The sequence below is a fragment of the Roseateles saccharophilus genome (assembly GCF_031458095.1).
Taxonomy (GTDB): Bacteria; Pseudomonadota; Gammaproteobacteria; order Burkholderiales; family Burkholderiaceae_C; genus Pelomonas; species Pelomonas saccharophila_A.
On sequence record NZ_JAVDXU010000002.1, the window covers coordinates 1125469 to 1149852 of the forward strand.

Genomic DNA, 24384 nt, shown 5'->3' on the forward strand with positions numbered 1-24384 from the left:
CCTACTTTTGGAGATCAACATGGGATCAGCAGTTAGCAGCGTTTTCGGCGGCGGTGGCTCGGGTGGCATCCTGGGCGCCATCGGTGGCATCGTCGGCGGCATCTTCGGCGGCCCCCTGGGCGCCATGATCGGCCAGGCCATCGGCGGCATGCTGCAGCAAGCCATCGGCAACGGCGCCAACAGCGCCGTCGACACCCTCGTCAAGGAACATGGCATGCCCAAGTTCCTCGGTGAGGAAGTCAAGGGCACGATCAGCAAGACCATCGCCGGCCAGCTGCAGCAAAGCCAGCAAGGCGTCTCTCACGAAGCGCAGGGTGCGGCCCAGCAGAACTTCGGCGGCGCCATCAAGCAGTGGGAATCCGACTTCGCCAACCAGATCGTCCAGGGCGTGCTGGACCAGCTGCGTGCCCAAGGTGGCGGCAGCACCAAGGGCAGCAAGGGCGCCACTGGCGGCGGCTGGCTGCAGGCCATCGCCTCGGTGATGGGCCAAGCCCTGGGCAACAAGGCCAAGGAGATGGTCAATCTGTCGCAACAGATCAATGACGCGTCCGCCGCCAAGGCCAAGGCCAAGAACGGCTCCGAGGAGCAGGCCAAGCAGGCCGACGAGTTCAACAAGCTGATGACGCAATTCCAGGCCACCAGCCAGGAATACAACTACCTGAACAGCGTCTTCACGACGGCGCTGAAGGGCCTGGGCGAAGCGCTGTCTTCGATGGCTCGCAAGCAGTAAGCCGCATCGTTCGCGAGCGCGACTCGCGAAAACAGCAGGAGGGGCATCGCCCCTCCCTTTTGCATTTCAACTTCCAGATCCTGCCCGATGAAAAACCTCAGTCGTCTTGCCTTGGTGGTCCTGGCCTGCACCGGCCTGCTCAGCGGATGCGGCGGCGGCGGCGGCGGCGGCGCGACCACGCCGACGACCCCGCCGCCGGTGGACACCCCCGAGCCACCCACGACGCTGGCGGGCAATATCTGGCATTCCTTCAGCGATCTCGGCAACCCGGACGGGACCTTCGTGCTGAACCCCAACACCGGCGTGTCGACGACGGTGCAGGCCCAGAAATGGGGCCGGCCCTGGCCCGACGGCAGCCGCTTCGTCAACAACGACTACGACTCGCAGGGCTCCAGCGGCGAGAGCCGCCTGACGGTGCGCAAGACCGATGACAAGGCCGTGGTGTTCGACCAAGTAGTGGACGGCTATGTCACCGGCATCGCGCCGTCGCCGCAATCGGGCAGCCAGGTGCTGGCCTACTGGGGTGAGAACACGACGGCGTCCCGGTCGGCGGTGGTCTGGGACTTCGGCACGCAGAAGGTGCTGTACGCCACGCCCCCGAGCCGCACGCCGGACGCCGTCGGCTGGATGCCCGACGGCAGCCTGCTGCGTGCCCAGCCCTCGGGCAGCCTGAGCAAGGTCGTGGTGGGCGGCGCCGAGCAGCCCGTGGCCACCGTCAGCTGGCCCGAGTCGCGCCTGCCGCAGGCGGTCTACGTCAGCCCCGATGGCAGCAAGGTGCTGGTCCAGCTCGCCGCGCTGCGCAGCACCGGCTCGGTCAGCGGCGTCGACCTGTGGATGATGGACGCCAACGGCTCCAACCTGAAGCGCTTCACCAACAACGGCGTCATCGCCGACGCCTACTGGTCGCCCGACAGCAAGTTCGTCGCCTTCACCAAGGACACCGGCGTGGTCTGCACCGACACCACCTGCCAGGGCGAGTGCTCGGTCTGGTATGCGCCGGCCACGGCCACCGACGTGGTGGGCGTGGAGGGCGGCACCGTTGCGAGGAAGTTCCCGGCCAAGCGGCCCGACGGCTCCGCGACCGACCTGCGCTGCCCGGTCCTGGCCTGGACGCGTTAGGGATTGGTCGCTGCCGCGGCTGCGGCTCCAATGCGGCCGCACCGCCCAGGAGAGCCCGTCCCGATGCCCTTGCCCTTCCGTCGCTTCGCCACCGCGCTGGCCGGCATGGGCGTGGCCCTGGCGGCACAGGGCGGGTTGCCGGGCACGGTCTGGCATTCCTTCAGCGACCTCGGCAACCCACAGGGCACGTTTGCGTCGAATCCGAATTCGGGCGCGTCGGTCATGGTGGACGACGAGAAATGGCGCTCGCCCTGGCCCGACGGCAGCCGCTTCATCCAGCGCGACCACAGCTCGCAGGGCGGCGACGAGACCCGGCTGACCGTGCGCAAGACCAGCGACCGCAGCGTGCTGGTCGACCAGGTCGTCGACGGCTATCTGGCTTCCGATGTGCGCGCCTCGCCGCTCGCCGCCCACCAGATCCTGGCGTCATGGGGCAAGAGCTTCTTCGCGCCGCGCGGCAGCATCGTCTACGACTTCAACACGCAGAGGCTGCTGTACGCCACCCAGCCCAGCAAGACGCCGGATGCGCTGGACTGGATGCCGGACGGCTCGCTGCTGCGCGTGCGGCCGTCGGGCGAGATCAGCCGTGTCATGCTGGGCCGCGGCGAACAGCCCATCACCCGCCTGCGCTGGCCGGAGTCGCGCGTGCCGGAGGCCGTCCACGTGAGTCCCGATGGCAGCAAGGTCCTGCTGCAGCTGGCAGCGATCCGCGACACGGGGTCGGTCGCCGGCGTGGACCTGTGGATGATGAATGTCGACGGGTCCCAGCTGCGCCGCTTCACGAAGAACGACCTGATCTCGAACGCCTTCTGGTCACCGGACGGCCGCTATGTGGCCTTCGTCAAGGACACCGGCGTGTCATGCAGCGAGTTCTCCTGCCGCGGCAGCTGCACGGTCTGGTACGCGGAGGCCACCGCCTCCAACGTCGTCGCCGTGCCGCCTTCGGGCGATGCCCGGCAGTTCCCCTTGAAGCGGCCCGACGGCTCGATGACGACGATGGGATGCCCGATGGCCGCCTGGACGCGCTGAAGACCGCCACGCATGCGCCCGAGCTTGCTGCATCTGGCCTTCAACAAGGACACCGGGGCGAGTTGCAGCGAGGTCTCGTGCTACGGCCACTGCAGGCTCTGGTATGCGCCGGCAACGGCGCGAAACATCTGGCCGTGGAGGCATCCCGCGACGCCTCGTCCTTCATCGTCAGGGACACGCGCGGTGGCGCGATGCCGCTGGGCTGCCAGCTGCTGGCGTGGACGCCCTGACGGTGGGGCCGGACGCGGGCCATGCAAGGCTTCGTTAGGGATTGGGAATCGCGGGTCGCCGGGCTCCAATCCGGCCGGCAGCCGAATGCTGCGCACGGGCACTCCCGGAATCGCTGTCTATCGGAACCGCCACGATTGCCCACGTACAAGACCCTCGCCCGCTTTGCCGCCGCAGGAATCTGCATGACCGCGCTCACCGTGGCCCATGCCGGCCTGTCGGGGTCGGTGTGGCATTCCTACCGCGACCTCAACAACCCGCAGGGGACCTTCGCGACCCATCCGGACACGGGCCAGACGCGCAGGATCACGCCGGAGGAATCGGGCGTTCCCTGGCCCGACGGCAGCCTCTACCTGGTGCGTGACTACAGCTCCCAGGGCTCCACCGGTGACGAGACCCATCTGGTCGTGCGGCGCAGCGGCGACCAGGCCAAGCTGTTCGACCAGGTGGTCGATGGCTATCTCGGAGAAAGAGCCCGGCCGTCGCCGCTGGGGCGGCCGCAGATCCTGGTGGATTGGGGCGAGACCATCTTTGCCGAGCGCGGCCCGGTGGTCTATGACCTGCAGTTGCGCCGGCTGCTCTACGTCACGCGGCCGAGCAAGACGCCGGACGCGTTGTCATGGATGCCCGACGGCAGCCTGCTGCGCGTGCAGCCTTCGGGCGAGATCAGCCGGGTCGTGCTCGGCGGCGCGGAGCAGCGCATCGCCAGCGTCCGCTGGCCCGAAGCGCGGCTGCCCCAGGCTCTGCACGTGAGCCCAGACGGCAGGCGGGCGCTGGTGCAGCTGGCGGCGCTGCGCGACACCGGCTCGGTCAGCGGCGTGGACCTGTGGATGATGAATATCGACGGCTCCGGGCTGCGGCGGTTCACGAAGAACGACCTGGTCGCCCATGCCTTCTGGTCGCCGGACGGCCGCCACGTGGCCTTCGTCAAGGACACCGGCGTGTCCTGCAGCGATTTCAGCTGTCGGGGCAGCTGCACGCTCTGGCATGCCGAGGCGACGGCGTCCGACGTGGTGGCCGTGAAGGCCTCCGGCGATGCCCAGCGCTTTCCGCTCAGGCGGCCCGACGGCTCGATGACGACGGTGGGCTGCTCCGCCATCACCTGGACGCGCTGACCCCATGCCCCGCACGCCCCGCCCCGCCTGGATGGTCGCCGTCGCCGCCGCTGAGTTGCTGGCCGGCGCCGTCCAGGCCGCCCCCGACCCCCTCGCGCCGGCCAGCGACCCCGTCGCCATCGCCCAGCTTGTCGAGGCCGTCAGCCTGGACGTGATGTCGGAGGCCAGCGTGGGCGCCTGCGAGGACATGGGCGCGGCATCGGGCACGCGCATGCGCGACGCCTGGGTGGCCTGGCGCGAGCGCCACCAGATCGCGCCGCTGCGCATGGTGGTGGCGCGCATGCAGGAGCGCACCAGCAGCATCCCGTCGTTCACGCGCCTGGCCGAGCCCATGCGCCAGCGCGTGCTGGACGACGCCTCCCCCGAGCAGGCCTGCGCCGCGCTGGCGCGCGACTGGCAAGCCGCCAGCATGGACGTCAGCACGCTCTACCCCCAGGCCCGCGGCGCCGCCATGGCCTTGGTGAAGGGCAAGCTGGTGGCGCCGCCCACGCCGCTGCCGGTAGCGCCCGAGGCCGCGCGGGGCCAGGTCTTGCTGCCCAGCCAGATCCCGGCGCTGTCGGCGCAGCGCGGCCGCTGGCTGGTGATCTCCGAGGAGGCCGCGCAGCGCCGCCTGGGCACGGTCTATGTGAAGGGCCGCGTGGCCCGCGAGATCAACCGCCCGCTGCATTTCTTCCTGGTGCAGGACCAGGGCGACCGCCTGGCCGAGCAGCGCGTCTGGCTGAAGTTCGACGCCGAACCCTGGCTGGGCCGCGAGGTCGTGCTGCGCGGCGTGGCCACGTCGCTGAACGGCGACTCGCTGGACCTGGCCGATGCGGCGCTGGTGAGCAACCCGTCGGGCCTGACGCCTTCGCCGCTGCCGCAGGCGCCGCTGGCGCGCCGGCCGGTCATCCTGAAGCGGGTCTCCAGCGCCCCCGGCCGCGGTCTGGCCGACAAGGACCTGGCCGCTGTCGTCATCCACGGCGAGGCCAACTACAACAACGGCACGCGCTGGGAGGAGGACGTGCGCTTCCTGCTGCGCGACGGCAGCGTCTACCACCGCACCGAGATGCCGCCCGACCAGCTCAATGTCGCGGCGTCGCGCCAGCTCGAGCCGCAGCACTGGGGCCGCTGGCGCGCCGCCGGCCGGGGCTATGAGATGCAGGCCCAGGATGACGACGGCCGCGCGCAAGGCGACTGGAAGGCCGAGAAGCACCACGCCGTCAAGCCCTGGCCCAAGGACACGCGGCTGGACGGCAGCTACAGCCAGGGCAGCTTCACCGGCAGCCTGGTGCTGGGCGGCACCTCGTCCCGGCGCGGCATTCGCTTCACGCGCGACGGCCGCTTCGAGCGCAGCTACAGCTCGATGTCCAGCACCGGCTCCCTGGCCGCGACGCTGAACAACACCGTCATCGCCGGCTCTTCCCATGGCGACGGCAAGGGCAGCAGCAGCACCGGCGGCGGCAACGTCGGCACGGCCTTCGGCAACGTGGGCGCCGTCAGCTCGCGCAAGCAGGACGACGGCGCCAGCCGCCGCGGCCGCTACCAGCTCAGCGGCTTCGTGTTGACGCTGGACTACGACGACGGCCACCAGGAGCGGCTGCTGAGCTTCCCGGTCCACGACGACAGCAAGACCGTCTATGTCGGCAGCGCCAGCTACAGCCTCGACAAGTAATCCCTTTCCATCCTCACGGAGTCACGATGTCCCGACCGCACAACTTCTCTTTCCGTCTCGCCGTGGCGACGCTGTGCTGTACCGCCGGCCTGGCGATGGCCCAGGTCGCGCCCTCGGTCAGCCTGGCCGATCAGATGCGCGGCATGCTGAACAAGCCCGGCGCGCCCGCCACGGCCGCACCCAGCTTCAGCCCCGCCCCTGCGGTGACCTCGGCCAGCGCCCTGGCCGCGCTGAACGCGCCCATCGTCGTCAACGGGCCGGCGCAGCTGCGCCAGTCCGCCACCGAGCTGGCGCAGCGCTTCCCGGCCGCGCAACGCAGCGCCATGACCAAGGCCTATGAAGAGTCCTTCATCTTCTGGCAGAAGCTCGAGACCCAGCTCGGCCTGACGCCCAACGATGTCGCCGCCGGCGTGGCGGCCTTCATCGCCGGCAACTACACCGCCTTCATGCAGCAGCCCGTTCCCGACGAGAACTTCAAGTCCCTGGTGCTGCAGATGCAGGGCATGCTGAAGCAGAACGCCGCCTTCACGCAGAGCAGCCCGGCCGCCAAGCGCGCGATGTTCGAGCAGCTGGCCATGGTGGGCACCTTCATGGTGGTCTATCGCGAGCACCTGAACCAGAAGCCCAACCCCAACGAGGAGGTCAACTTCCGCAATGCCGCCAAGGCCAACCTGGAGGCCGCCCTGGGCCTGGGCGTCGAGCGCATCCAGATCGGGCCGCAGGGGCTGGTGGCGCGTTAGGTGTAGATGCCGTTGGCGGACATCTCCTGCCGCCACAGGGCGTCGGCCAGCCAGCTGCTGCGGCGCGCGCCGTGCAAAGCACCGGCCGCCTCCATGCCGCGGGCCCAGTCCTGCAGCTCGCGGCTCGCCGCATCGGCATCGCCGCCGGACAAGCGTTGCGTGAAGAACCAGAAGTCCGCGTCGCTGAAGACCTCGGGCACGGGGCTGCGCAGCAGCCGCCCGGCCTGGGTCCAGGGGGTCTCGAAGAAAGGCTGTTCGGGATCGAACAGCTTCTGCTCATAGGCCGGCGGGGCCTCGCAGTTCGGCTCGCCGCGCGCGTCGCACAGGTGCGCGGCGAAGAAGGCTTCGCTGCCCTGGCGGTACTCGCGCGCCCGGGAGGCCCGCCACCAGCGGCGGGCCGGTTGCCAGGGCCACAGATGGCCGGGCCAGATTGAAGTGCCGCCGAGTTGCATGGGCGCCAGCAGCGCCCGCCGCTGCGCCTCGGGGCAACCGGGCCAGGCCCGCTCCAGCGCCGCCTGCAGCTCGGGCGGCAGGGCCTGCAGATCGAGTTCCGGCACGACGCTCAGTGGGCGTGGTAGCCGCCGGCGATGGCGTCGGCGACCGTCGTGGTCCAGGGGTCGAGGTGGACGAAATCCACCGAGTCCGGGAAGCGGTGGGCGGCGAACAGCAGGGCCTCGGGGTCCAGCACGGCCTGATCGGTCTGCGGCGTCGGATGCTTGAGCCTGGCCAGCAGCACGACGCGGCGCGCCGTGGCCATGTCGTCGGCGAGGTCGGTGGCGTCCAGGTTGAGGCCCCAGTGCCAGTCGGGGTTGGCATGGCGTATGGCCTCGCCCAGGCTGGCGCCCAGGTCGCCCAGCAGGCTGTTGACGATGAAGGCACCGCTGCGCGGGCAATCCGGCCAGGGCTTGTGGCGGGGCAGGCGGCTGAAGGCCGGCAGCTGCGGCCAGTGGGCCTTGGCCCAGGTGTTCAAGGCCTTGGCATAGGCGGTGCCGTGCAGGGCCTGGGGGTCGGGGCCCTGGTGGGCGAGCAGCCAGTCGCGCAGCCGCCGCTGGCGCTCGTCCAGCGTGGCCTGGAACCAGCTCCAGTTGGCCTGGGCCTGGGCTTCGCTCAGTGCACGGCCGGCGCCGGCGTGGGGCAGCTCCCAGGCCGGGTAGTCGCCGAGGTCCCAGGGGGCCGCGGCGTCGCCGGCAAGCCAGCGCTGGATCAGGTTCAGCATGGTCACTCGCAAACGAAAATGGGCGGCCCGAGGACCGCCCGCCAGGAGGGGGCTCGGGTCAGAACCAGCCTTTTACCGTATCGAAGATGCCGCGTCCGGCCGCATCGCCGGCGAGGGCGCCGCCGATGCCGCCGATGAGGCCGCCCACCACCGTGCCCACGCCGGGGAAGATGGCCGTACCAATGGCTGCGCCCGCCGCTGCCCCACCCCAGCCGCCCAAGGCGCCGCCGGTGATGCCGGATGCGGTGCGGCCGGTGTTCTCACCGATGCGGCCGCCGTCGGCCTGGTAGGCCTGGCCCAGCGAGATGGCGTCCAGCACGAGGCCGACCGGCCGCGCGACCTTGCCCACGCCTTCGAGCACGCGGCCGGAGCCGCGCAGCATGCGGTTGGCGCCCAGGGCCTCGGCATCGCGTGCCACCTGGCCGCGGATCTCGCTGTCCAGCCCGGTGCGGCCCACCTTGGACTCCACCTCGATGCGCTGGCGCATGCGCGGGTCGGTGGCGGGCGGCTCGGCCACCACGTCCACGCGGCGCGCCCCGCCCTGCACCGGCACCTCGATGCGCGCCGGCACGCCGGCCGCGCGGAAGCGGTCGGCGATGGCGTCGCGCGCCAGGGCGCCGTTGGTGTTGTTGGCCACGGCCGCGCGCACGCCTGAACTGCTGTTCAGCGAGCCCGGTGGTGCCCGGTGCACGGTCTGGCCGACGTCGATGCCGTTGGACTGCAGCAGCTCGGTCAGCCCGCGCGTGAAGCCGCCCTTGCCCGTCCAGGCGCTGGTGGTCGCTTCCCAGCGCTTGATCAGGATGGGGTTGTCGATCAGCAGCTGGGTGCCCGTCTGCTTCCAGGACTGGCCCGCGGCCCAGAGGCCATTGGGCAGGCTGTCGGCCAGCACGCCTTCGCGGGCGGCCTGTTGCAGGTCCTGGTGGTAGTGGGCAACGTCGCCCGGATGGCCCGAGGCCAGCAGATGCTGCTCGATGGCAGCATGGGCCGCCTCGGCGCTCTGCGGGTCGCTGCGGCGGGCGTGCACCACCCAGTGCGCGAGGCGCTGGGTGTCGACGACGCCGGTGCGTGGGTCGGTGGCGCGGGCGACGACGTCGGCCGCGGGGTTGCTGGCGGGCGGCGCTGGCCGCGCGCCCGAGACTGAATCAACAGCGGCAAGCATAGCGGCCTCCGGTCAGAAGTCCAGGCGCACCACCGTCAGCGAGAAGCGGTGGGCGTCGCGGGTGGAAGGGGAACGGCTCTCGCCGGCGTCTGCCAGTGCGCCCAGGAAGGCACCGCTCAGCGAGGCCGACAGCAGGCCGCTGAACAGGTTGAGGGCATTGCGCAGGAAGTCGCTGGCGCGCTGCTGGGTGCTGGGATCCAGGCCGGGGTTCTTCTGCAGGTCGGTGCCGTTGATATAGGCCTGGTCGACCTTGTGCACATCGCCGTTGGCGTCCACGCCCAGGAAGCCGGCGCCGGCCGGGTTTTCCTGAAGCACATTGCCGTCGTCATGCGTCCAGTCCAGCACGCGGCCCCAGCCGGCGGCCTCGTCGATCTTGAGGTCGCCGACCTTGTTGGTATCCACGCCGCTGATCTCGACGCCGTAGTCGCCATTCGTGATGGCGACCTTGCTGGCCAGGGTCATGCCGTTGCCGGCGTTCCACGGCGTGGTCTCGATGGTGACCTTGGTGCCGTCCTCGAGCTTGAAGGTCGTGGTGCCCCAGAAGTCGAAGGCGTGCTTGCCGTCGATGTTGACGTGCGGGTCGCCCCAGATGTTGTAGGTCTCGCCGGTCTTCTTGTTGAAGATGTTGACGGTGTTGTTGTCACCGGCGGTGATGCGGTAGTTGTCGTTCTCGAACACGGCTTGCCCGCCCTGCATGGAGGTGCTGGCATGGGTGGGGTTGGTGTTCGGCACGCAGGAAGTGGCGGTCAGCGAGGTGCTGGCGGCCGTCTGGATGGTGGTCATGGGGTTCTCCTCAAAGGCGTTTTTCAGTCGCCAGCCGATTGCATTCGCAGTCGCCCAAACCCGCTAGCTGCGGCCACCCGCAATTCGGGGCAGCCGCAGCTAGGGTCGGCCGCAAGCGTCCTGGCCCATACTCCGCCCCCATGCCCCGTTATGTCGCTCTGCTGCGTGGCGTCAGCCCGATGAACGCCAAGATGCCGGAACTCAAGCGCTGCTTCGAGGAGGCCGGCTTCACCGATGTGAAGACGCTGCTGAGCAGCGGCAACGTCGCCTTCTCGACGGCGCGCTCCGCGTCCGTGGCCGCGCTGCAAAGGCGCGTCGAGAAGGCCATGCTGGACGGCCAGGGCCACAGCTTCATGACCCTGGTGCGCTCGACGGCCCATTTGCAGCAGCTCATCCAGGCCGACCCCTTCGCCGGCTTCAAGGTGAGGTCCGGCTCCAAGCGCGTCGTGACCTTCCTGCCCGAGCCGCTGCAGCGCAGCCCCGTCAAGCTGCCGGTGACGCATGGCGAGGCCTGCATTCATGGCCTGGACGGCGCGGAGGTCTTCTGCAGTTATGTGCCCGAGGCCAAGGGACCGGTCTTCATGTATCTGCTGGAGAAGACCTTCGGCAAGGCCATCACGACGCGGACCTGGGAGACGGTCATGAAGTGCGCCGCGGCCTGAGCAATCTGTCCTTTCCCGCGTGCAATCTGTCGCATCGCCGTTGAGCCGCGCGGCGGGGTTGCCGAGCATGGCGGGATGCTCAAAACCCTCATCCCTTCCTTTTCCCTCTTCCGCCCCTCCCTGGCCGGCCTGGCCCTGTGCCTGAGCCTCGTGCCCGCGCTGGCGGCCTCGCCCTCCCTCGAGCCCGTGCAGGGTCGCCCCGTCGAGTTCCTGCAGGCCGGGCCGCCCAGGGGCGCGCCCGTCGTCGTCTTCGAAAACGGCGCGCGCATGACGCTGGACAGCTGGAGCGCCGTCGTCGAGGCGCTGTCGCGCGACGCGACCGTGCTGACACACAACCGCCCCGGCTATGGCCATAGCGAGGCGGCCGAGGGGCCGCGCAGCGGCGAGGCCGTCGTCGAGGAGTTGCGCGCCCTGCTCGCCGCCAAGGGGCTGAAGCCGCCCTATGTGCTCGTCGGTCATTCCCTGGGCGGCCTCTACATGCAGTGGTTCGCGCGCCGCTATCCGCAGGAGGTGCAGGCCTTGGTGCTGGTGGACTCGGTCTACCCGCGCATCATCAAGAAGCCCGAAGACTTCCCCTGGTATGCGCGCTGGGGCAAGCGCCTGCTGATGTCGCGCGCCGTGTCCGACGAGGTTGACCAGATCCATGCCACCGGCGAGGCCGTGCTGGCCCTGCCGGCCTTCGACGACTCACGCGTCGTGCAGCTCTTCAACGTGCCCAAGGACAAGACGGCCGTGGCCGTCGACTTCGGCGTCGTCGACGACAGCCCGGCGACGATTGCCTTCGTGAAGCAGCTCTACCCGCGGGCCCGCAAGCACATCGTCGACTCCGACCACCAGATCCAGACCGACAAGCCCGAGCTCGTCGTCGCGGCCATCCGCGAGGCGCTGACGCTGCGGCCTCAGGCGGGCTCGTCCGACTCCGGGAGGTGAATCAGGCCGGTGTGGAAGTCGTACTCGAAGACCTCGCCATAACGCGCCCACTCGATGGCCACGCGCAGCACGCGCTCGGCCTCCCCTGCATCCATGCTGTCCATCAGCAGCTTCAGGAAGGGTTCTTCCTTCAGCTCGCCGTCGGCCTCCTGCTCCAGGCTGTGGCGGATGAAGGCGGCCAGGGGCACATGCTCGAGCAGCTGCTGGCCGAAGATCTCGCGGCGGAACTCGTGGCTGCCCTCGACATAGCGATGGCCCAGCGGGCTCATCACCAGGTCGCCGCCGCTGAGCTGGGCCAGGCCCAGGCGGTGCAGCGCATCGGCCAGCGGCAGCAGGTCCTCGTCGGTGAGCTCGCTCTCCTCGGCCAGCTGGGGCAGGTCGGCGCGGCCCTTGAAGGGTTCGTCGGCCAGCAGCTCCAGCAGGCTCTCCATGCGGCCGACCTCGGCCTCGGGCAGGCGGTCGGACAGATGCGGCTTGGACGCCTGCTCGGCCACGCCGGCGACCGGCGCGGCGCTGGTCATCAGCTTGTAGACCTCGTCGATGAGCAGCCTGACCTCGGCGCTGTCGGCGCGGCGCGGGCGCGGCAGCGTGATGGGCAGCTCGGCGCGCACCCGGCCCGGGTTGCTGGCGAAGATCAATACGCGGTCGGCCATCATGACGGCCTCCTCGATGTTGTGCGAGACCACCAGCATGGCTTGTGTCGGCATCTGGCCGCCGTCCCACAGCGCCAGGATCTCGTTGCGCAGGCGCTCGCCGGTCAGCACGTCCAGGGCCGAGAAGGCCTCGTCCATCAGCAGCACGGCGGGCTGCATGACCAGGGCTCGCGCCATGCCGACGCGCTGGCGCATGCCGCCCGACAGCTCGCGCGGCAGGGCGCCTTCGAAGCCGGCCAGGCCGATCAGCTCGATGGCGGCGGCGGCCTTCTGGGCCCGTTCGGCCGCGCCGACGCCGGCGGCCTCCAGCCCCAGCTCGACGTTCTGCTGCACCGTCAGCCAGGGGAAGAGGGCAAAGCTCTGGAACACCATGGCGATGCCGGCCGCCGGACCGAACAGCGGCTGGCCGCGGTAGTGCACGTCGCCGACGTCGGCCGGGATCAGGCCGGCCATGATGCGCAGAAGCGTGCTCTTGCCTGAGCCGCTCTGGCCCAGCAGCGCGACGATCTCGCCCTTCTCCAGGCGGAAGTCCACGTCCTCCAGCACGGAGCGCTGGCTGCCGTCGGCGGACTTGAAGCCCTTGGCGACGTTCTTCAGTTCGATCAGCGTCGTCATCAGAAGTGCATCCTTTCTTCAGCGATGCGGTAGAGGCGCCGCCAGACCCAGTGGTTCATCGCCATGACGAAGACGCACATGACGCCGATGCCCAAGGCGATGCGCGGAAAGTCGCCCGCCGTCGTCATCTGCTGGATATAGCTGCCCAGGCCCGCGGCCTGCAGCTTGGTGTCGCCCCAGGTCACATACTCGGCCACGATGCTGGCGTTCCAGGAGCCGCCGCTGGCCGTGATGGCGCCGGTGACGAAGCTGGGGAAGATGGCCGGCAGCAGATAGCGCTTCCAGGCCAGCCAGCCCTTGAGCCCGAGGTTCTGTGCGGCCAGGCGCAGCTCGGTCGGAATGGTGGAGGCGCCGGCCACCACGTTGAAGAGCAGATACCACTGCGTGCCGAGGATGATCAGCGGCGACAGCCACAGGTCGGGGTTGAGGTGGTACTTGACGATGACGAGGACGGCAACCGGAAACACCAGGTTGGACGGGAAGGCGGCGAGGAATTGCGCGATGGCCTGCACACGGCCGGCGATGCGCGGGTTCAGGCCTATCCAGACGCCCACCGGCACCCAGATCAGCGAGGCCACGGCGATCAGCACCAGCACGCGGGCCAGCGTGTAAAGCCCGAGCTGGAAGACATGCGCCGCCTCGCCCCAGCCGACCTCGGTGTGGATGAAGCTGGCCAGGCGCCAGACCGCGAACAGCACCAGGGCCGCGATCAGCGCATCCCAGGCGCGCGTCCACAGCGGGTTGGGCGGCTGGGGCCTGGCGCGGATGGAGCGGCCGTCATAGCTCTTCTTCAACGGCGCGAAGCTGGCCGTGATCCAGCGCCCCGGCCAGGCGCCGAACTTCTGCAGCAGCTGGGTACGGCGCAGCCAGGTCAGCAGCCAGGACTGCGGCGCCTGCTCGCTGCTGGCGCCCTCGAAGCGGAACTTGTCGGCCCAGGCCAGCAGCGGCCGGAAGAAGAGCTGGTCGTAGAGCAGGATGCCGATCAGCATGCCGAGGATGGCCCAGCCGATCGCGCCCAGGTCGCGCGCCTCGATGGCGACGGCGATGTAGGAGCCGACGCCGGGCAGCTTGATGTCCTGGCCGGCCACCGAGATGGCTTCCGAAGCGACGACGAAGAACCAGCCGCCCGACATGCTCATCATCATGTTCCACAGCAGATTGGGCATGGCGAAGGGCAGCTCCAGTCGCCAGAAGCGCTGCCAGCCCGACAGCTGGAAGATGCGCGCCGCCTCCTGCAGTTCGCCCGGCACGGTGCGCAGCGACTGGTAGAGGCTGAAGGCCATGTTCCAGGCCTGGGAGGTGAAGATGGCGAACAGGGCCGCCAGCTCGACGCCGAAGAGATTGCCCGGGAACAGCGCGATGAAGGGCGCGACGGCAATCGCCTGGAAGCCGAGGATGGGAATGGATTGCAGGATGTCCAGCAGCGGCACCAGCAGCTTCTCGGCCGCCCTCACCTTGGCCGCCAGCACGGCGAACACGCAGGCGAACACGACCGAGGCCGCCAGGGCCAGGAACATGCGCAGCGTGGTGCGCAGCAGGTAGTAGGGCAGGTAGGCGACGTCCAGGCTCAGCGGCAGCGGCTCGCCGAGGTGGAAGGGGCGGGCCATGGCGGCCGCGGCCATGGCGAGCAGCACCAGCGCCGCCAGGACCAGCGGCAGCAAGGCCCAGTCCCAGCGGTTGATGCCCGCCTCGACGGCGGTGCGGGTGAAGAAGAAGCGGCGTTCGGTCATGGCTGCGGCGGAGCGGAACCGCGCAGCCTAGGCCCGGCACGTTAGCCGGGTGTGAAGCGAACCGCCGCGGGGCTTGCGCCCAGCTTGCAGTGCGCCCGCTCAGGGCGTCAAGCGGAACTCGGCGTGGGCCTGGGCGGCGGAGCTGCCGCCCACCCAGACGTCGAAGGCGCCGGGCTCGACGCCCCAGGCCCGGCGCACCGGGCTCCAGAATTTCAGCTCCCCGCGGCCGAGCGTGAACGTCAGCGTCCTCTCGGCGCCCGGTTGCAGCTGCACGCGCTGGAAGCCCTTGAGCTCGCGCTGCGGCCGCGCCGCGCTGCCGGCACGCTGGTGGATATAGAGCTGCACCACCTCGTCGCCCGCGATCGTGCCGGTGTTGCGCACGCTCACGCTGACCTTCACCGCCTCGCCGGCGCGTGCGGTGCTGCGGTCCAGCCTGGGCTCGCCGTAGGCAAAGCTGGTGTAGCTCAGGCCATGGCCGAAGGGGTAGAGGGGCGACGAGGGCGCGTCGGTCGAGTAGCGCGACGTGAACAGGCGGTCGGCCTCGTTGGCATGCGTGAGGTTGTGGTTGTAGTAGGCCGGCACATGGCCGGTGCTGCGCGGCCACGTCACCGGCAGCTTGCCGCCTGGGTTGACGGCGCCGCTGAGCACGTCGGCGATGGCATGGCCGCCTTCGCTGCCAGGGAACCAGGCCTCGACGATGGCGGGCACATGGGCATCGGCCCAGGCGATGTCCAGCGGCCGGCCGTTGAGCAGCACCAGCACCACCGGCTTGCCCGTGGCCACCACCGCTTCCAGCAGCGCCTGCTGGTTGCCCTGCAGGGCCAGTGAAGCCACCGAGGCGGCCTCGCCGCTCATGTTGGCGCGCTCGCCCAGCACCATCACGACCGTGTCGGCGTGGCGCGCGGCTTCCACCGCCTTGAGCAGTTCGGCCTGTTGCTCGGCCGCTGGCATCAGCGCCGGAGCGGGCTTGCCGTCGTTGGCATCCCAGGGCAGGGCATAGGCGCGCTGCATGTCGCCGCCGCGTGAGAACGTCACCTCGGCCTGGGGCCAGCGCGCCTTGATGCCTTCCAGCACCGTGACGCCCGCGCCCTTCTCCACCGTCCACGAGCCCTTGATGTCCTCGCCGCTGTCGCCCAGCGGGCCGATGACGGCGATGCGCTTCAGCGCGGCGGCCAGCGGCAGGGCGCGGCCCTCGTTGCGCAGCAGCACGATGGAACGCCGCGCGGCCTCGCGCGTGGCGGCGCGGTGGGCGGGGTCGTTGAAGACAGCCTCCTTGCGGGCCGGATCGCCATAGGGGCGCTCGAACAGGCCCATGCGCAGCTTGACCGCCAGCACCTCGCGCACCGCTTCGTCCACCACGCCCATGCTCACCTTGCCCTGGCGCACCAGGGTCGGCAGCTGGGTGAGGTAGGTGTTGCTGGCCATGTCCATGTTGACGCCGGCCTGCAGGCCGCGCGTGGCGGCGTCTGCCCTGTCGGCGGCATAGCCGTGGTTCTGCAGCGACTGCACGGCGAAGGCGTCGCTGATGACAAAGCCCTTGAAGCCCATGTCCTGGCGCAGCACGTCGCGCAGCAGCCAGCGGTTGCCCGAGGCCGGCACGTCGTTCAGCGTCATATAGGCCGACATGACGGTGCCGGCGCCCGCTTCCACGGCGGCCTGGAAGGGCGGGAAGTAGACGTTGCGCAGCAGCACCTCGGGCACATAGACCGAGTCGTAGTCGCGCCCGCCGTCGGCGGCGCCATAGGCCGCGAAATGCTTGACGCTGGTCAGCACGCGCTCGGGCGTCCCCAGGGCCGGGCCCTGGAGGCCGCGCACCTGGGCACGGGCCATCGCGACGCCGAGGAAAGTGTCTTCACCGGCGCCCTCCACGATGCGACCCCAGCGTGCATCGCGGGCGATGTCCACCATGGGGGCGAAGGTCCAGTTGATGCCGGACACCCAGGACTCCTTGGCCGCGATGGCCTGGGCGCGCTCGACCAGGGCCGGGTCCCAGCTCGCCGCCATGCCAATGGGCACCGGGAAGACGTTCTTGTAGCCGTGGATGACGTCGTAGCCGAACAGCAGCGGGATGCCCAGGCGGCTCTCCTTGACCGCAACGCGCTGCAGCCGGGCGATGAGGTCGGAGTCGATGGTCCACAGCACCGAGCCGGCCTTGCCGGCGCGGATCAGCTCGTCCGGCTTCTCCTTGTTGGGCCCAGGCACCTCGGCGCCCAGCTGGGTCAGCTGGCCGATCTTCTCCTCGAGCGTCATGCGCGCCAGCAGGGCCTGGGCGCGGCGAGCCACGGGGTCGGGCGGTGCGGCAAGCGCCGTGCCTGCCAGCACGCTGGCCGCCGCAGCGAGCGCCATCCATCGAACCATGGGAGTCTCCTTCGTTGTTCTGGGTCGGCGGCGACTCTAGGGACCGGCGAGGTGGGCGTGAATCGCCACACGGGCGATCCACCTATAACATCGGCCGATGCGAGGCGTGATCGGATCGACCGGGCCCATGATGCCCATGACGGGCTACTTCAACAGCCGCTTCGAGCCGCGCCAATGGGTGGAGGGCAACCTCGCCCACTGGAATGGCTACTACACGCTCAGGGGCAAAGGCGAGGTGCGCTTCGCGAACGAGGCGGTGCAGACCGGTGTCGGCGAGCTGCTGCTGCTGGCCCCCGCGCACCGGCGCTCCTACCGCATCCCTGACCCCCAGGTGGGTTGGGAGTTCTATTGGCTGCATTTTCGGATGACGCCCCGCCTGGGCCAGCGGCTGGACTGGTTCGACCCGGCGCGGCGCTGGCAGGTGCATGGCGTGGCCGACGTGTCGCTGCGCGTCGAGTTGGCCTCGCAGCTGGAGGCCGCGCACCGCTTCAACCTCACCGAGCCCGACCTGCCGCAGCGTGAGCCCATCGTGGAGGCCCTGCTGGAAGCCTTCCTGCTGCGCGTGGCGTCGGCGGCGGCCAGCCCGGGCGGCGCCAGCCCGGTGGACCCACGCATCGAACGCGTGCTGGAGCGCTTTCACTGCGACCTGGCCACGGTGGTCAATGTCGACCAGCTGGCCGAAATCGCCGGCCTGTCGCGCTCCCAGTTCTGCCTGCTGTTCCGGCGCGGCACCGGCCGCTCGCCCCAGGCCTATATGGAGGACCGCCGCCTGGAGATGGCGGCCCACTATCTGCGCGCCACCGGCCAGCCGGTGGCCGAAGTGGCCGAGATGGTGGGCTTTGCCAGCCCCTTCTATTTCACGCAGCGATTCCACCGCCGCCATGGCCTGAGCCCGACGGCCTATCGCCGCCAGCATGGCCACGCCTGAAGCGCCTCATCTGGGGCACGACTGGTTGCAGCTCTTGTGACTCGGGGCGGCCTCGTCGCCTCACGGCACAACTCGTCGCCCAGGCTTGCGATTCGCAGTTGTATCCGGCGCCTTCTCCTACAGGCATTCATGACCCGCGGCCTAAGGTTGTCCATGCGACGGCGCAATGGGGTGCCGTCCAGGCTACACAGTGAAGGAAGAGCCATCATGTCCAACCAGCAACGTCAATCCGGCAAGCAGCAGCCCGAAAGCGGCCAGAACATCCAGCAGGGTGGTCAGAGCCGCGATCAGAGCCCGGGCCAGCAAAGCCAGCAGGGTTCCGGCAGCAACACGCCCCAGCAGGGCGGTTCATCGCTGGGTCGTGACGACCAGCAACGCAAGTCCGGCCAGCAACAGGGTTCCAAGAACCGCTGACTGCGCAAGGGATTGCGGGTGAAGCGCCGTGAGGCGCCGACCATGAGTTAGCCCAACATCAGGCCAGGCGCTTCAGCAACAGCCCTGGCCTGTCTCTATTCGAACAAATGGCCGAGGTCGTGGTGACCCATGGACTCGGCCTTGGTGCGCAGGTATTTCTCGTTCTCCGGGCCGGGCCGCGTCAGCGAGGCCTCGCGTTCCACCACCTCGATGCCGAACTCGGCCAGCGCGGCCATCTTCAGCGGGTTGTTGGTCAGCAGCCGGATGCGCTGCACGCCCAGGGCGCGCAGCATGCAGGCGGCGGCGTCGTAGCGGCGCGCGTCGATGGGCAGGCCGAGCTGGGCATTGGCCTCGATGGTGTCGGCGCCGCCGTCCTGCTGCGCATAGGCGCGCAGCTTCTGCACCAGGCCGATGCCCCGGCCCTCGTGGCCGCGCATGTAGACGATGGCGCCGCGGCCGGCTGCGGCGATGCGCTTCATCGCGCTCTCCAGCTGGGGCCGGCAGTCGCAGCGCAGGGAACCGAAGACCTCGCCCGTCATGCACTCGGAGTGCACGCGCACCAGCGGCGGCTCATCGCCAGCCTGGCCGGCCAGCTCGCCCATGCTGAGCACGACATGCTCCTGGCCCGTGTCGCTCTCGCGGAAGCCGTGGATGGCGAACTCGCCATAGGGCGTCGGCAGGCGGGTGGAAACGATGCGTTCGATCTTCATGACGGGTGACATTCTCCCCCTGCCGGGGAAAACCCGCTGTCGCCCAGGTTAGGCTTTTGCCCTTAGCTGGTTTTTTCAGGAGGTTTTGATGGCCCAGAGCATCCAGTTCAAGCGCCCCGATGGCGCCCCCGTGTCCGGCTACCTTGCCGAGGCCGCGCGGCCCCTGGGCGCCATCGTCGTCATCCAGGAATGGTGGGGCCTGAACGACCAGATCCGCGGCGTCGCCGAGCGCTTCGCGTCGGCCGGTTTCACGGCCCTGGTGCCTGACCTCTATCGCGGCAAGAGCACCGTCGAGGAGGAAGAGGCCCATCATCTGATGACGGGGCTGAATTTCGGTGACGCCGCCGCCCAGGACGTGCGCGGCGCCGTCAACCATCTGAAGGGCCTGAAGCTGGGCAGCGGCAAGGTCGGGATCACCGGCTATTGCATGGGCGGCGCCCTGACGGTGCTGTCCTCCACGATGGTGCCCGAGGCCGATGCCGCCGTCGTCTGGTACGGCATGCCGCCGGTCGACTATGTGGACGCGAGCAAGATCGGCATGCCCCTGCAGGCCCACTGGGCTACCCAGGATGAGTTCTTCCCCATCGACGGCGTGAATGCGCTGGAGGCCAAGCTCGCCGCAGCCGGCGTGCGCTACGAGGCTCACCGCTATCTGGCCCATCACGGCTTTGCCAACGAGGCGGCGCAAGGCCCGGGTCGTATCGCCAGAACCCAGTATGACGGCGCCTGGGCGCAGCAGGCCTGGGACCGGACCATGCGCTTTTTTGGCTGTCACCTCGGCTGAAGGCGTGGCGACGTCGCTCGCGCGCCTGCTGCCCGAGCTGCGCGCCTGCCGGCATTGCGAACCGGCTCTGCCGCTGGGCGCCAAGCCCATCTTCCAGCTGGACAGTCGCGCGCCCATCCTCATCGCCAGCCAGGCGCCGGGCCGCATCGCCCACGAGAAGGGCCGTCCCTTCGATGATGCCAGCGGCGAGCGCCTGCGCGCCTGGCTGGGCGTGTCGCGCGAGACCTTCTACGACCCGGCTTGTTTCGCCATCCTGCCCATGGGCATGTGCTTTCCGGGCCAGGGCGCTTCGGGCGACCTGCCGCCGCGGCCCGAGTGCGCGCCACTGTGGCGCCAGCGCCTGCTGGACGCACTGCCCCAGGTGAGACTCACGCTGGCCATCGGCCAGTACGCCCTCGCCTGGCATCTGCAGCGCCAGGCCTCGGTCGACGCTCTGGTGGCGGATTGGCGCGCGGGGCTGGCCCGCGGCCTGCTGCCCCTGCCTCACCCCAGCCCGCGCAACCAGCGCTGGCTGAAGGAGCGGCCGTGGTTCGAGGCCGAGGTGCTGCCGGCCCTGCGCCAGGCGGTGGCGCAGGCGCTGGGCGGACCCTAGTCGGCGCGATCCGGCTTGACGCCCTTGCAGCGCACGACCAGCTCCTGGATGCGGGTTTCGTAGGCCAGGCGGGCGGCGGGCGCCTGCAGGACCTGGCGCGCCAGCAGGGCCTTGCCGGCCGGCGTGGCGGTGAAGGCCTCGATGGCCTTGCCGTCCTCGGCCGTGATGAGGGGATAGGGCTCGGGCGCCTGCTCGCCCAGCGTCGTGTAGATGCCCAGCAGGCCATGCAGGGCGTATTTGCGCCCCGGCAAGGAGTTGAAGAACTGGTCGGCGGCGGCTACCTCTTCGGCGCTCAGGGCCGCCGCGACGACGCGCTCCGTGGTCACGTACAGCTCGTCGGGCTGCAGGGCCTGGATGCAGGCATTCTGGGCCGCCGGCAGCACGCCCTTGGCTTCGCGCTGCTTGGCTGCGATCTGCAGCCCGATCAGGGCCGAGCGGGCGGTGATCTGGGCGGTCGGCGACACCGCTTGCGCGGCGGAACTGGCCAGCAGGCAGGCGGCCAGCGTGAGGGTGCGGTGGATCATGGCAGGGCGCAGTCTTCAAAACCCGCATTGTCCGAGCCGCGCTGCGGGGTTCGCGCCGCGGGCACCCCGGAATGGGCAGTGCTGCGCCTGACCTGCAGCCGCGGCTCGTCCATCCAGGTCTCAGTGTCGGGGCCCAGCTCATCGGGCCGCAAGCCATCCGCGCGCAGCGCACCGACGTAGCCGTCGCGGCCTCGCGCCTTGGCGGCGTAGAGGGCAGCGTCAGCCAGGCTCAGTGTGGCGTCCCAGTCCCAGGCCCGGGGCGCCTCGGGGTCGAGGGGGAAGACGGCGAAGCCGATGGACACGGTGACGGGCAGGGCGCTGCCGTCGGGCAGGGTGAAGGGCTGATCGCGCACGGTGGCGCAGAAGCGCGTCGCCAGCTCGGCCGCGCCGCTGCGCGCGCCGCCGCGGGCCAGGGCCAGGAATTCCTCGCCGCCCCAGCGCACCAGGACGTCGCTTTCGCGGAAGACCGTGCGCAGGCGGCGCGCAAATTCGACCAGCACCTGGTCGCCGGCGGCGTGGCCGTGGCGGTCGTTGATGCGCTTGAAGTGGTCGAGGTCCATCAGCATGACGAGGAGGTCGGCCTCGTCGTCCGGATTGCGATGCCGCGGCTCCGTGTAGTGGCGCAGGCAGAGCTGCAGGTCCGAAGTGACCCGCGAGTCCAGGTAGCGACGGTTGCGCAGGCCGGTCAGCGGGTCGGTGGTGCTGGCCTCGCGCAGCTCCACGGTGCGCTGCTCCACCAGGGCCTGCAGGGCCGCTTCGCGCTGGCGCAACTGGGCCGTGCGGCGTGCCACGCCCAGGCGCAGCAGCACCCAGGCCAGGCCGAGCAGGCCCAGCAGGGCGGCGGCCTGGGCCCAGCGCGTCTGCCACCAGGCCGGCAGCAGTTCGATGTCCAGCAGCAGCGGCCGGTCGCCCCACAGGCCATGGTGGTTCGTGGCATAGACCTCCAGCCGGTAGCGGCCCGGCTGCAGGCCGCCATAGCTGGCGAAACGGGCGCTGGCGTCGGTGAAGGTCCATTCGGCGTCCGCGCCGTCCAGGCGCATCATGTAGCGCAGCTTGGCGGGGTCGATGTAGTCCAGCGCAGCGAACTCGACGGCGAAGCTGCGCGTGCCCGCCGGCAGCTTCAGGCCCTGCTTGAGGTCCTGCTCAGGCTGGAAGGGCTGGCCGTTGCGGCGCAGGCTGCTGACGACGACCGGCGGCGCATAGCGCGAAGGCATGAAGGCCAGCGGGTCGATGACGAGCAGGCCGCGGCTGCCGCTGAAGAGCAGGCGGCCGTCGGGCAGGGCCGCGTCGGCGAAGAAGCGCGGCGTGCCCATCGGCGGGCCCTCGGCGCCGCTGAGCTCATCCAGGCGGTTGGCGACGGGGTCGTAGACGGACTGCTGGCTCCACACCCGGCCCTTGCGGTCCTCGTGCAGATTGACGCCGAAGGGCCGGCCCGGCGCCCCCATGCGCTCGCTGATGCGCTCGAAGCGGGCGCGGCCCTGGGCGTCATAGCCCTTGAGCTGGTGCAGGCCGCTGACGGCGGTGTCCACATAGAGGCTGCCGTCGCGGGTGTGCAGCAGGCCGAGCACGGCGGGAAAGCCCAGGGCCTCGCCGGGGGCGCCCTGCACCTCGGCCAGGCGCTGGCCGTCCCAGCGGAACAGGCCGGCCAGGGCGCCGACCCAGAGCTGGCCGCTGCCGGGCTCCACGCGCAAGGCATGCACGCCGCCGCGCAGCGGTTCGCCGTCGGCGCGGCGCACGCGTTCGGCCTGCCTGGCCGCAGGCGATGGCAGTCGGTAGACGCCGTCCTGCATGCCCACCCAGACCTCGCCGCCGGGCAGTGCCAGCACCCGGTGGGCGCGGCCGCCCTCCAGCGCCCAGCTGGCGAGCAGGCGGGCCGTGCGCGGCTCGCGCTTCTCCAGGCGGCCATTGGCCACCAGCCAGATGCTGCCGTCCGGGCCTTCGGCGAGGTTGTCCACGGGCGTGTCGGCCTCGCGCGGCCAGCGGCCCACGGTGCGCAATTGCGCGTCCAGCAGGGCCACCGGGCCGCTGTGGGTGGCCACCATCAGCAGGCCGTCGCGGCGGGGCAGCAGGCCGCGCAGGTCGCTGCTGGCCAGGGGGCTGTCGGGGTCGGCGTCGGGCCCGCGCACGGCCAGGGCCGGGTGCTGCTGGTGGCGCTGCAGGCCCACGCCATAGCCGCCCACCCACATGGCGCCGGTCTGGTCGCGCAGCAGCACATTGACGTCGTTGCCGGCGAGGCCGCCGGGCAGGTGGGGGTTGTGGCGCAACTGGCGCAGCAGGGCGCCGCTGGTGCCGTCCAGCCAGGCGATGCCATCGGTCAGACCGGCCCAGACGGTGCCATCCTCACCCTGGGCCAGGGCCTGCAGGCCGCCCTTGAAGCGCGCCGCCAGCCAGCGCGGCTGACCGTCGGCCTCGATGCGGCCGACGCGGCCGTCCACGCTGCCGAACCAGAGCCGGCCGTGGCGGTCCTCCAGCAGCGTGCTGACGCCGATGGCGCCGTCGGGCAGGACCAGCGGCGTCCAATGCCCGTCGCCGGCGCGGCGCGCCAGGCCGCGCCAGTGGCCGGCCCACAGCGAGCCATCGCGGCCCACGGCCAGGGCCAGCACGCGTCTTTCGGCCTCGCCGTCGACGTGCAGGGCTTCGGTCTCGAAGCGGTCGGTCTTGGGGTCGTAGCGCAGCAGGCCCTGGCCCAGCGTGCCCATCCAGACCTGGCCGCTGCCGTCCTCGGCCAGGGCGCGGATGGGCGTGGCGCGCTCGCTGCCGCTGCCCAGCATGCGCACGCGGTCGAAGGCCGGCTCGTAGCGGGCCAGGCCATTGACCTCGGTGCCTATCCACATGCCGCCGTCGGCCGCCGCCGCGAGGGAGCGCACCCAGCCGAGATTGCGCTGCACCGGCGTGGCGCCCTCGCGCTCGATGGGGCGCAGGCGGTAGCCGTCGTAGCGGGCCAGGCCGTCGCTGGTGCCGATCCAGATCAGGCCCTGGCGGTCCTGGGCCAGGCTGCCCACCACGTCGCGCGGCACGGCCACGGTGGCGAACTGGGGCTCCAGGGCGCTCGGCGCCGCAGGCTGCGCCACGGCCGCGCAAGCCAGGGCGGCCAGGAGGGCGGACAGCAGCAGGCGGGCGGTCATGAGCGAATCAGACCACAGAGCGTCTCACGCCGCGCGTGTTGCGGGCCGCTCCCTAGCCGGCCCGCGTTCAGCCGTGCGGGACCGGGCGAGGGGCCTCATATCGGTAGGGCGTTCGTGGATTTGACCTCTTCCATCACCGCATAGGTGCGCGTCTCTCGCACCCCCGGCAGCGTCCAGATCACGCTGCCGATGAACTCGCGGTAGGCGCCCATGTCGCGCACCCGGGTCTTGAGCAGGTAGTCGAAGCCGCCGGCCACGAGGTGGCATTCCAGGATCTCGGCGCGGGCCTGGACGGCGGCCTTGAAGTTGTCCATCACGTCCATCACCGTGCGGTCCAGGTGGACCTCGATGAAGACCAACATGGCCGCGCCCAGCTTGGCCGGGTTGAGCCGCGCCTCGTAGCCGAGGATGAAGCCGTCGCGCGTCAGCCGCTTGACGCGCTCCAGCACGGCTGTGGGCGACAGATGCACCGTCTCTGCCAGCTTCAGGTTGGAAATCCGCCCATCCGCCTGCAGGACGCGCAAGATGCGCTCGTCGATCTTGTCGAGTTTGGCTGCCTCATCGCTCATCTGGATTTTTCTCTGCGTCG

Annotated in this window: 23 protein-coding genes; 12 read left to right on the forward strand and 11 right to left on the reverse strand. The window is 70.4% G+C overall.

Annotated features, from left to right (window positions below; translation table 11 throughout):
- The first annotated feature begins 19 nt into the window (after positions 1-19).
- The 6 genes from J2X20_RS17990 (at position 20) to J2X20_RS18015 (ending at position 6612) form a co-directional block, all read left to right on the forward strand.
- The gene (locus tag J2X20_RS17990; protein WP_310267337.1) at positions 20-730 is read left to right on the forward strand and encodes a hypothetical protein; all 711 of its coding nucleotides are present in this window, start codon (positions 20-22) and stop codon (positions 728-730) included.
- An 87-nt stretch (positions 731-817) separates the two neighbouring features.
- Positions 818-1849, forward strand: a complete 1032-nt coding sequence (locus J2X20_RS17995; protein ID WP_310267339.1) for a TolB family protein — start codon at positions 818-820, stop codon at positions 1847-1849.
- Positions 1850-1912: 63 nt separating this feature from the next.
- Entirely contained in the window at positions 1913-2878 is a 966-nt protein-coding gene (locus J2X20_RS18000) for a TolB family protein (protein WP_310267341.1), read from the forward strand.
- 413 nt (positions 2879-3291) lie between these two features.
- Complete coding sequence (locus J2X20_RS18005; RefSeq protein ID WP_310267344.1) at positions 3292-4221, forward strand: TolB family protein; 930 nt, start codon at positions 3292-3294, stop codon at positions 4219-4221.
- A 4-nt stretch (positions 4222-4225) separates the two neighbouring features.
- Positions 4226-5872, forward strand: coding sequence for a hypothetical protein (locus J2X20_RS18010; RefSeq protein WP_310267346.1), 1647 nt, complete (start codon positions 4226-4228; stop codon positions 5870-5872).
- A 26-nt stretch (positions 5873-5898) separates the two neighbouring features.
- On the forward strand, positions 5899-6612 hold the full coding sequence (locus tag J2X20_RS18015) for a DUF6683 family protein (RefSeq protein WP_310267348.1): 714 nt from the start codon (positions 5899-5901) through the stop codon (positions 6610-6612).
- On the opposite strand, the gene J2X20_RS18020 is transcribed toward J2X20_RS18015, so the two are convergent.
- The 4 genes from J2X20_RS18020 to J2X20_RS18035 are packed head-to-tail and all read right to left on the reverse strand — an operon-like array spanning position 6609 to position 9770.
- Entirely contained in the window at positions 6609-7169 is a 561-nt protein-coding gene (locus tag J2X20_RS18020) for a hypothetical protein (protein WP_310267350.1), read from the reverse strand. The two genes, J2X20_RS18015 and J2X20_RS18020, sit on opposite strands and share 4 nt — an antisense overlap.
- A gap of 5 nt (positions 7170-7174) precedes the next feature.
- Positions 7175-7828: a hypothetical protein gene (locus J2X20_RS18025; RefSeq protein ID WP_310267353.1), complete on the reverse strand. Its 654-nt coding sequence runs from the start codon at positions 7826-7828 to the stop codon at positions 7175-7177.
- A gap of 58 nt (positions 7829-7886) precedes the next feature.
- Complete coding sequence (locus tag J2X20_RS18030) at positions 7887-8987, reverse strand: hypothetical protein (RefSeq protein WP_310267355.1); 1101 nt, start codon at positions 8985-8987, stop codon at positions 7887-7889.
- A gap of 12 nt (positions 8988-8999) precedes the next feature.
- Positions 9000-9770 carry a DUF1521 domain-containing protein gene (locus tag J2X20_RS18035; RefSeq protein WP_310267357.1) on the reverse strand — a complete coding sequence of 257 codons (771 nt, stop codon included), beginning with the start codon at positions 9768-9770 and terminating at the stop codon, positions 9000-9002.
- A gap of 140 nt (positions 9771-9910) precedes the next feature.
- Here J2X20_RS18035 and J2X20_RS18040 point away from each other — a divergent pair, with 140 nt between their 5' ends.
- Both J2X20_RS18040 and J2X20_RS18045 read left to right on the forward strand, forming a co-directional pair.
- Positions 9911-10432, forward strand: a complete 522-nt coding sequence (locus J2X20_RS18040) for a DUF1697 domain-containing protein (protein WP_310267359.1) — start codon at positions 9911-9913, stop codon at positions 10430-10432.
- A 75-nt stretch (positions 10433-10507) separates the two neighbouring features.
- Positions 10508-11362: an alpha/beta fold hydrolase gene (locus J2X20_RS18045; RefSeq protein ID WP_310267361.1), complete on the forward strand. Its 855-nt coding sequence runs from the start codon at positions 10508-10510 to the stop codon at positions 11360-11362.
- Here J2X20_RS18045 and J2X20_RS18050 read toward each other — a convergent pair.
- From J2X20_RS18050 to bglX, 3 genes are all read right to left on the reverse strand, one after another.
- Entirely contained in the window at positions 11332-12633 is a 1302-nt protein-coding gene (locus tag J2X20_RS18050) for an ABC transporter ATP-binding protein (protein ID WP_310267866.1), read from the reverse strand. The two genes, J2X20_RS18045 and J2X20_RS18050, sit on opposite strands and share 31 nt — an antisense overlap.
- Positions 12630-14360, reverse strand: a complete 1731-nt coding sequence (locus J2X20_RS18055; RefSeq protein ID WP_310267363.1) for an ABC transporter permease — start codon at positions 14358-14360, stop codon at positions 12630-12632. The genes J2X20_RS18050 and J2X20_RS18055 overlap by 4 nt, the downstream gene beginning before the upstream one ends.
- Before the next feature lie 99 nt (positions 14361-14459).
- Complete coding sequence (bglX, locus tag J2X20_RS18060; RefSeq protein WP_310267364.1) at positions 14460-16718, reverse strand: beta-glucosidase BglX; 2259 nt, start codon at positions 16716-16718, stop codon at positions 14460-14462.
- A 97-nt stretch (positions 16719-16815) separates the two neighbouring features.
- Here bglX and J2X20_RS18065 point away from each other — a divergent pair, with 97 nt between their 5' ends.
- Positions 16816-17646: an AraC family transcriptional regulator gene (locus tag J2X20_RS18065; RefSeq protein WP_310267365.1), complete on the forward strand. Its 831-nt coding sequence runs from the start codon at positions 16816-16818 to the stop codon at positions 17644-17646.
- Positions 17647-17853: 207 nt separating this feature from the next.
- The gene (locus J2X20_RS18070) at positions 17854-18060 is read left to right on the forward strand and encodes a hypothetical protein (RefSeq protein ID WP_310267366.1); all 207 of its coding nucleotides are present in this window, start codon (positions 17854-17856) and stop codon (positions 18058-18060) included.
- A gap of 95 nt (positions 18061-18155) precedes the next feature.
- Here J2X20_RS18070 and ribA read toward each other — a convergent pair whose 3' ends face one another.
- Positions 18156-18770 carry a GTP cyclohydrolase II gene (gene ribA / locus J2X20_RS18075; RefSeq protein WP_310267367.1) on the reverse strand — a complete coding sequence of 205 codons (615 nt, stop codon included), beginning with the start codon at positions 18768-18770 and terminating at the stop codon, positions 18156-18158.
- Positions 18771-18858: 88 nt separating this feature from the next.
- Here ribA and J2X20_RS18080 point away from each other — a divergent pair, with 88 nt between their 5' ends.
- The gene (locus J2X20_RS18080; RefSeq protein ID WP_310267368.1) at positions 18859-19554 is read left to right on the forward strand and encodes a dienelactone hydrolase family protein; all 696 of its coding nucleotides are present in this window, start codon (positions 18859-18861) and stop codon (positions 19552-19554) included.
- A 4-nt stretch (positions 19555-19558) separates the two neighbouring features.
- Positions 19559-20146: a uracil-DNA glycosylase family protein gene (locus J2X20_RS18085; RefSeq protein WP_310267369.1), complete on the forward strand. Its 588-nt coding sequence runs from the start codon at positions 19559-19561 to the stop codon at positions 20144-20146.
- Here the strand turns inward: J2X20_RS18085 and J2X20_RS18090 are convergent.
- The 3 genes from J2X20_RS18090 to J2X20_RS18100 form a co-directional block, all read right to left on the reverse strand.
- Positions 20143-20670 (reverse strand): hypothetical protein, encoded by a 528-nt coding sequence (locus J2X20_RS18090; RefSeq protein ID WP_310267371.1) that lies wholly within the window; start codon positions 20668-20670, stop codon positions 20143-20145. The two genes, J2X20_RS18085 and J2X20_RS18090, sit on opposite strands and share 4 nt — an antisense overlap.
- A complete protein-coding gene (locus J2X20_RS18095) occupies positions 20667-23795 on the reverse strand; it encodes a diguanylate cyclase (protein WP_310267372.1) in 3129 nt (1042 codons plus the stop codon). The genes J2X20_RS18090 and J2X20_RS18095 overlap by 4 nt, the downstream gene beginning before the upstream one ends.
- A 95-nt stretch (positions 23796-23890) precedes the next feature.
- Positions 23891-24364, reverse strand: coding sequence for an Lrp/AsnC ligand binding domain-containing protein (locus tag J2X20_RS18100; RefSeq protein WP_310267374.1), 474 nt, complete (start codon positions 24362-24364; stop codon positions 23891-23893).
- Positions 24365-24384 lie beyond the last annotated feature (20 nt).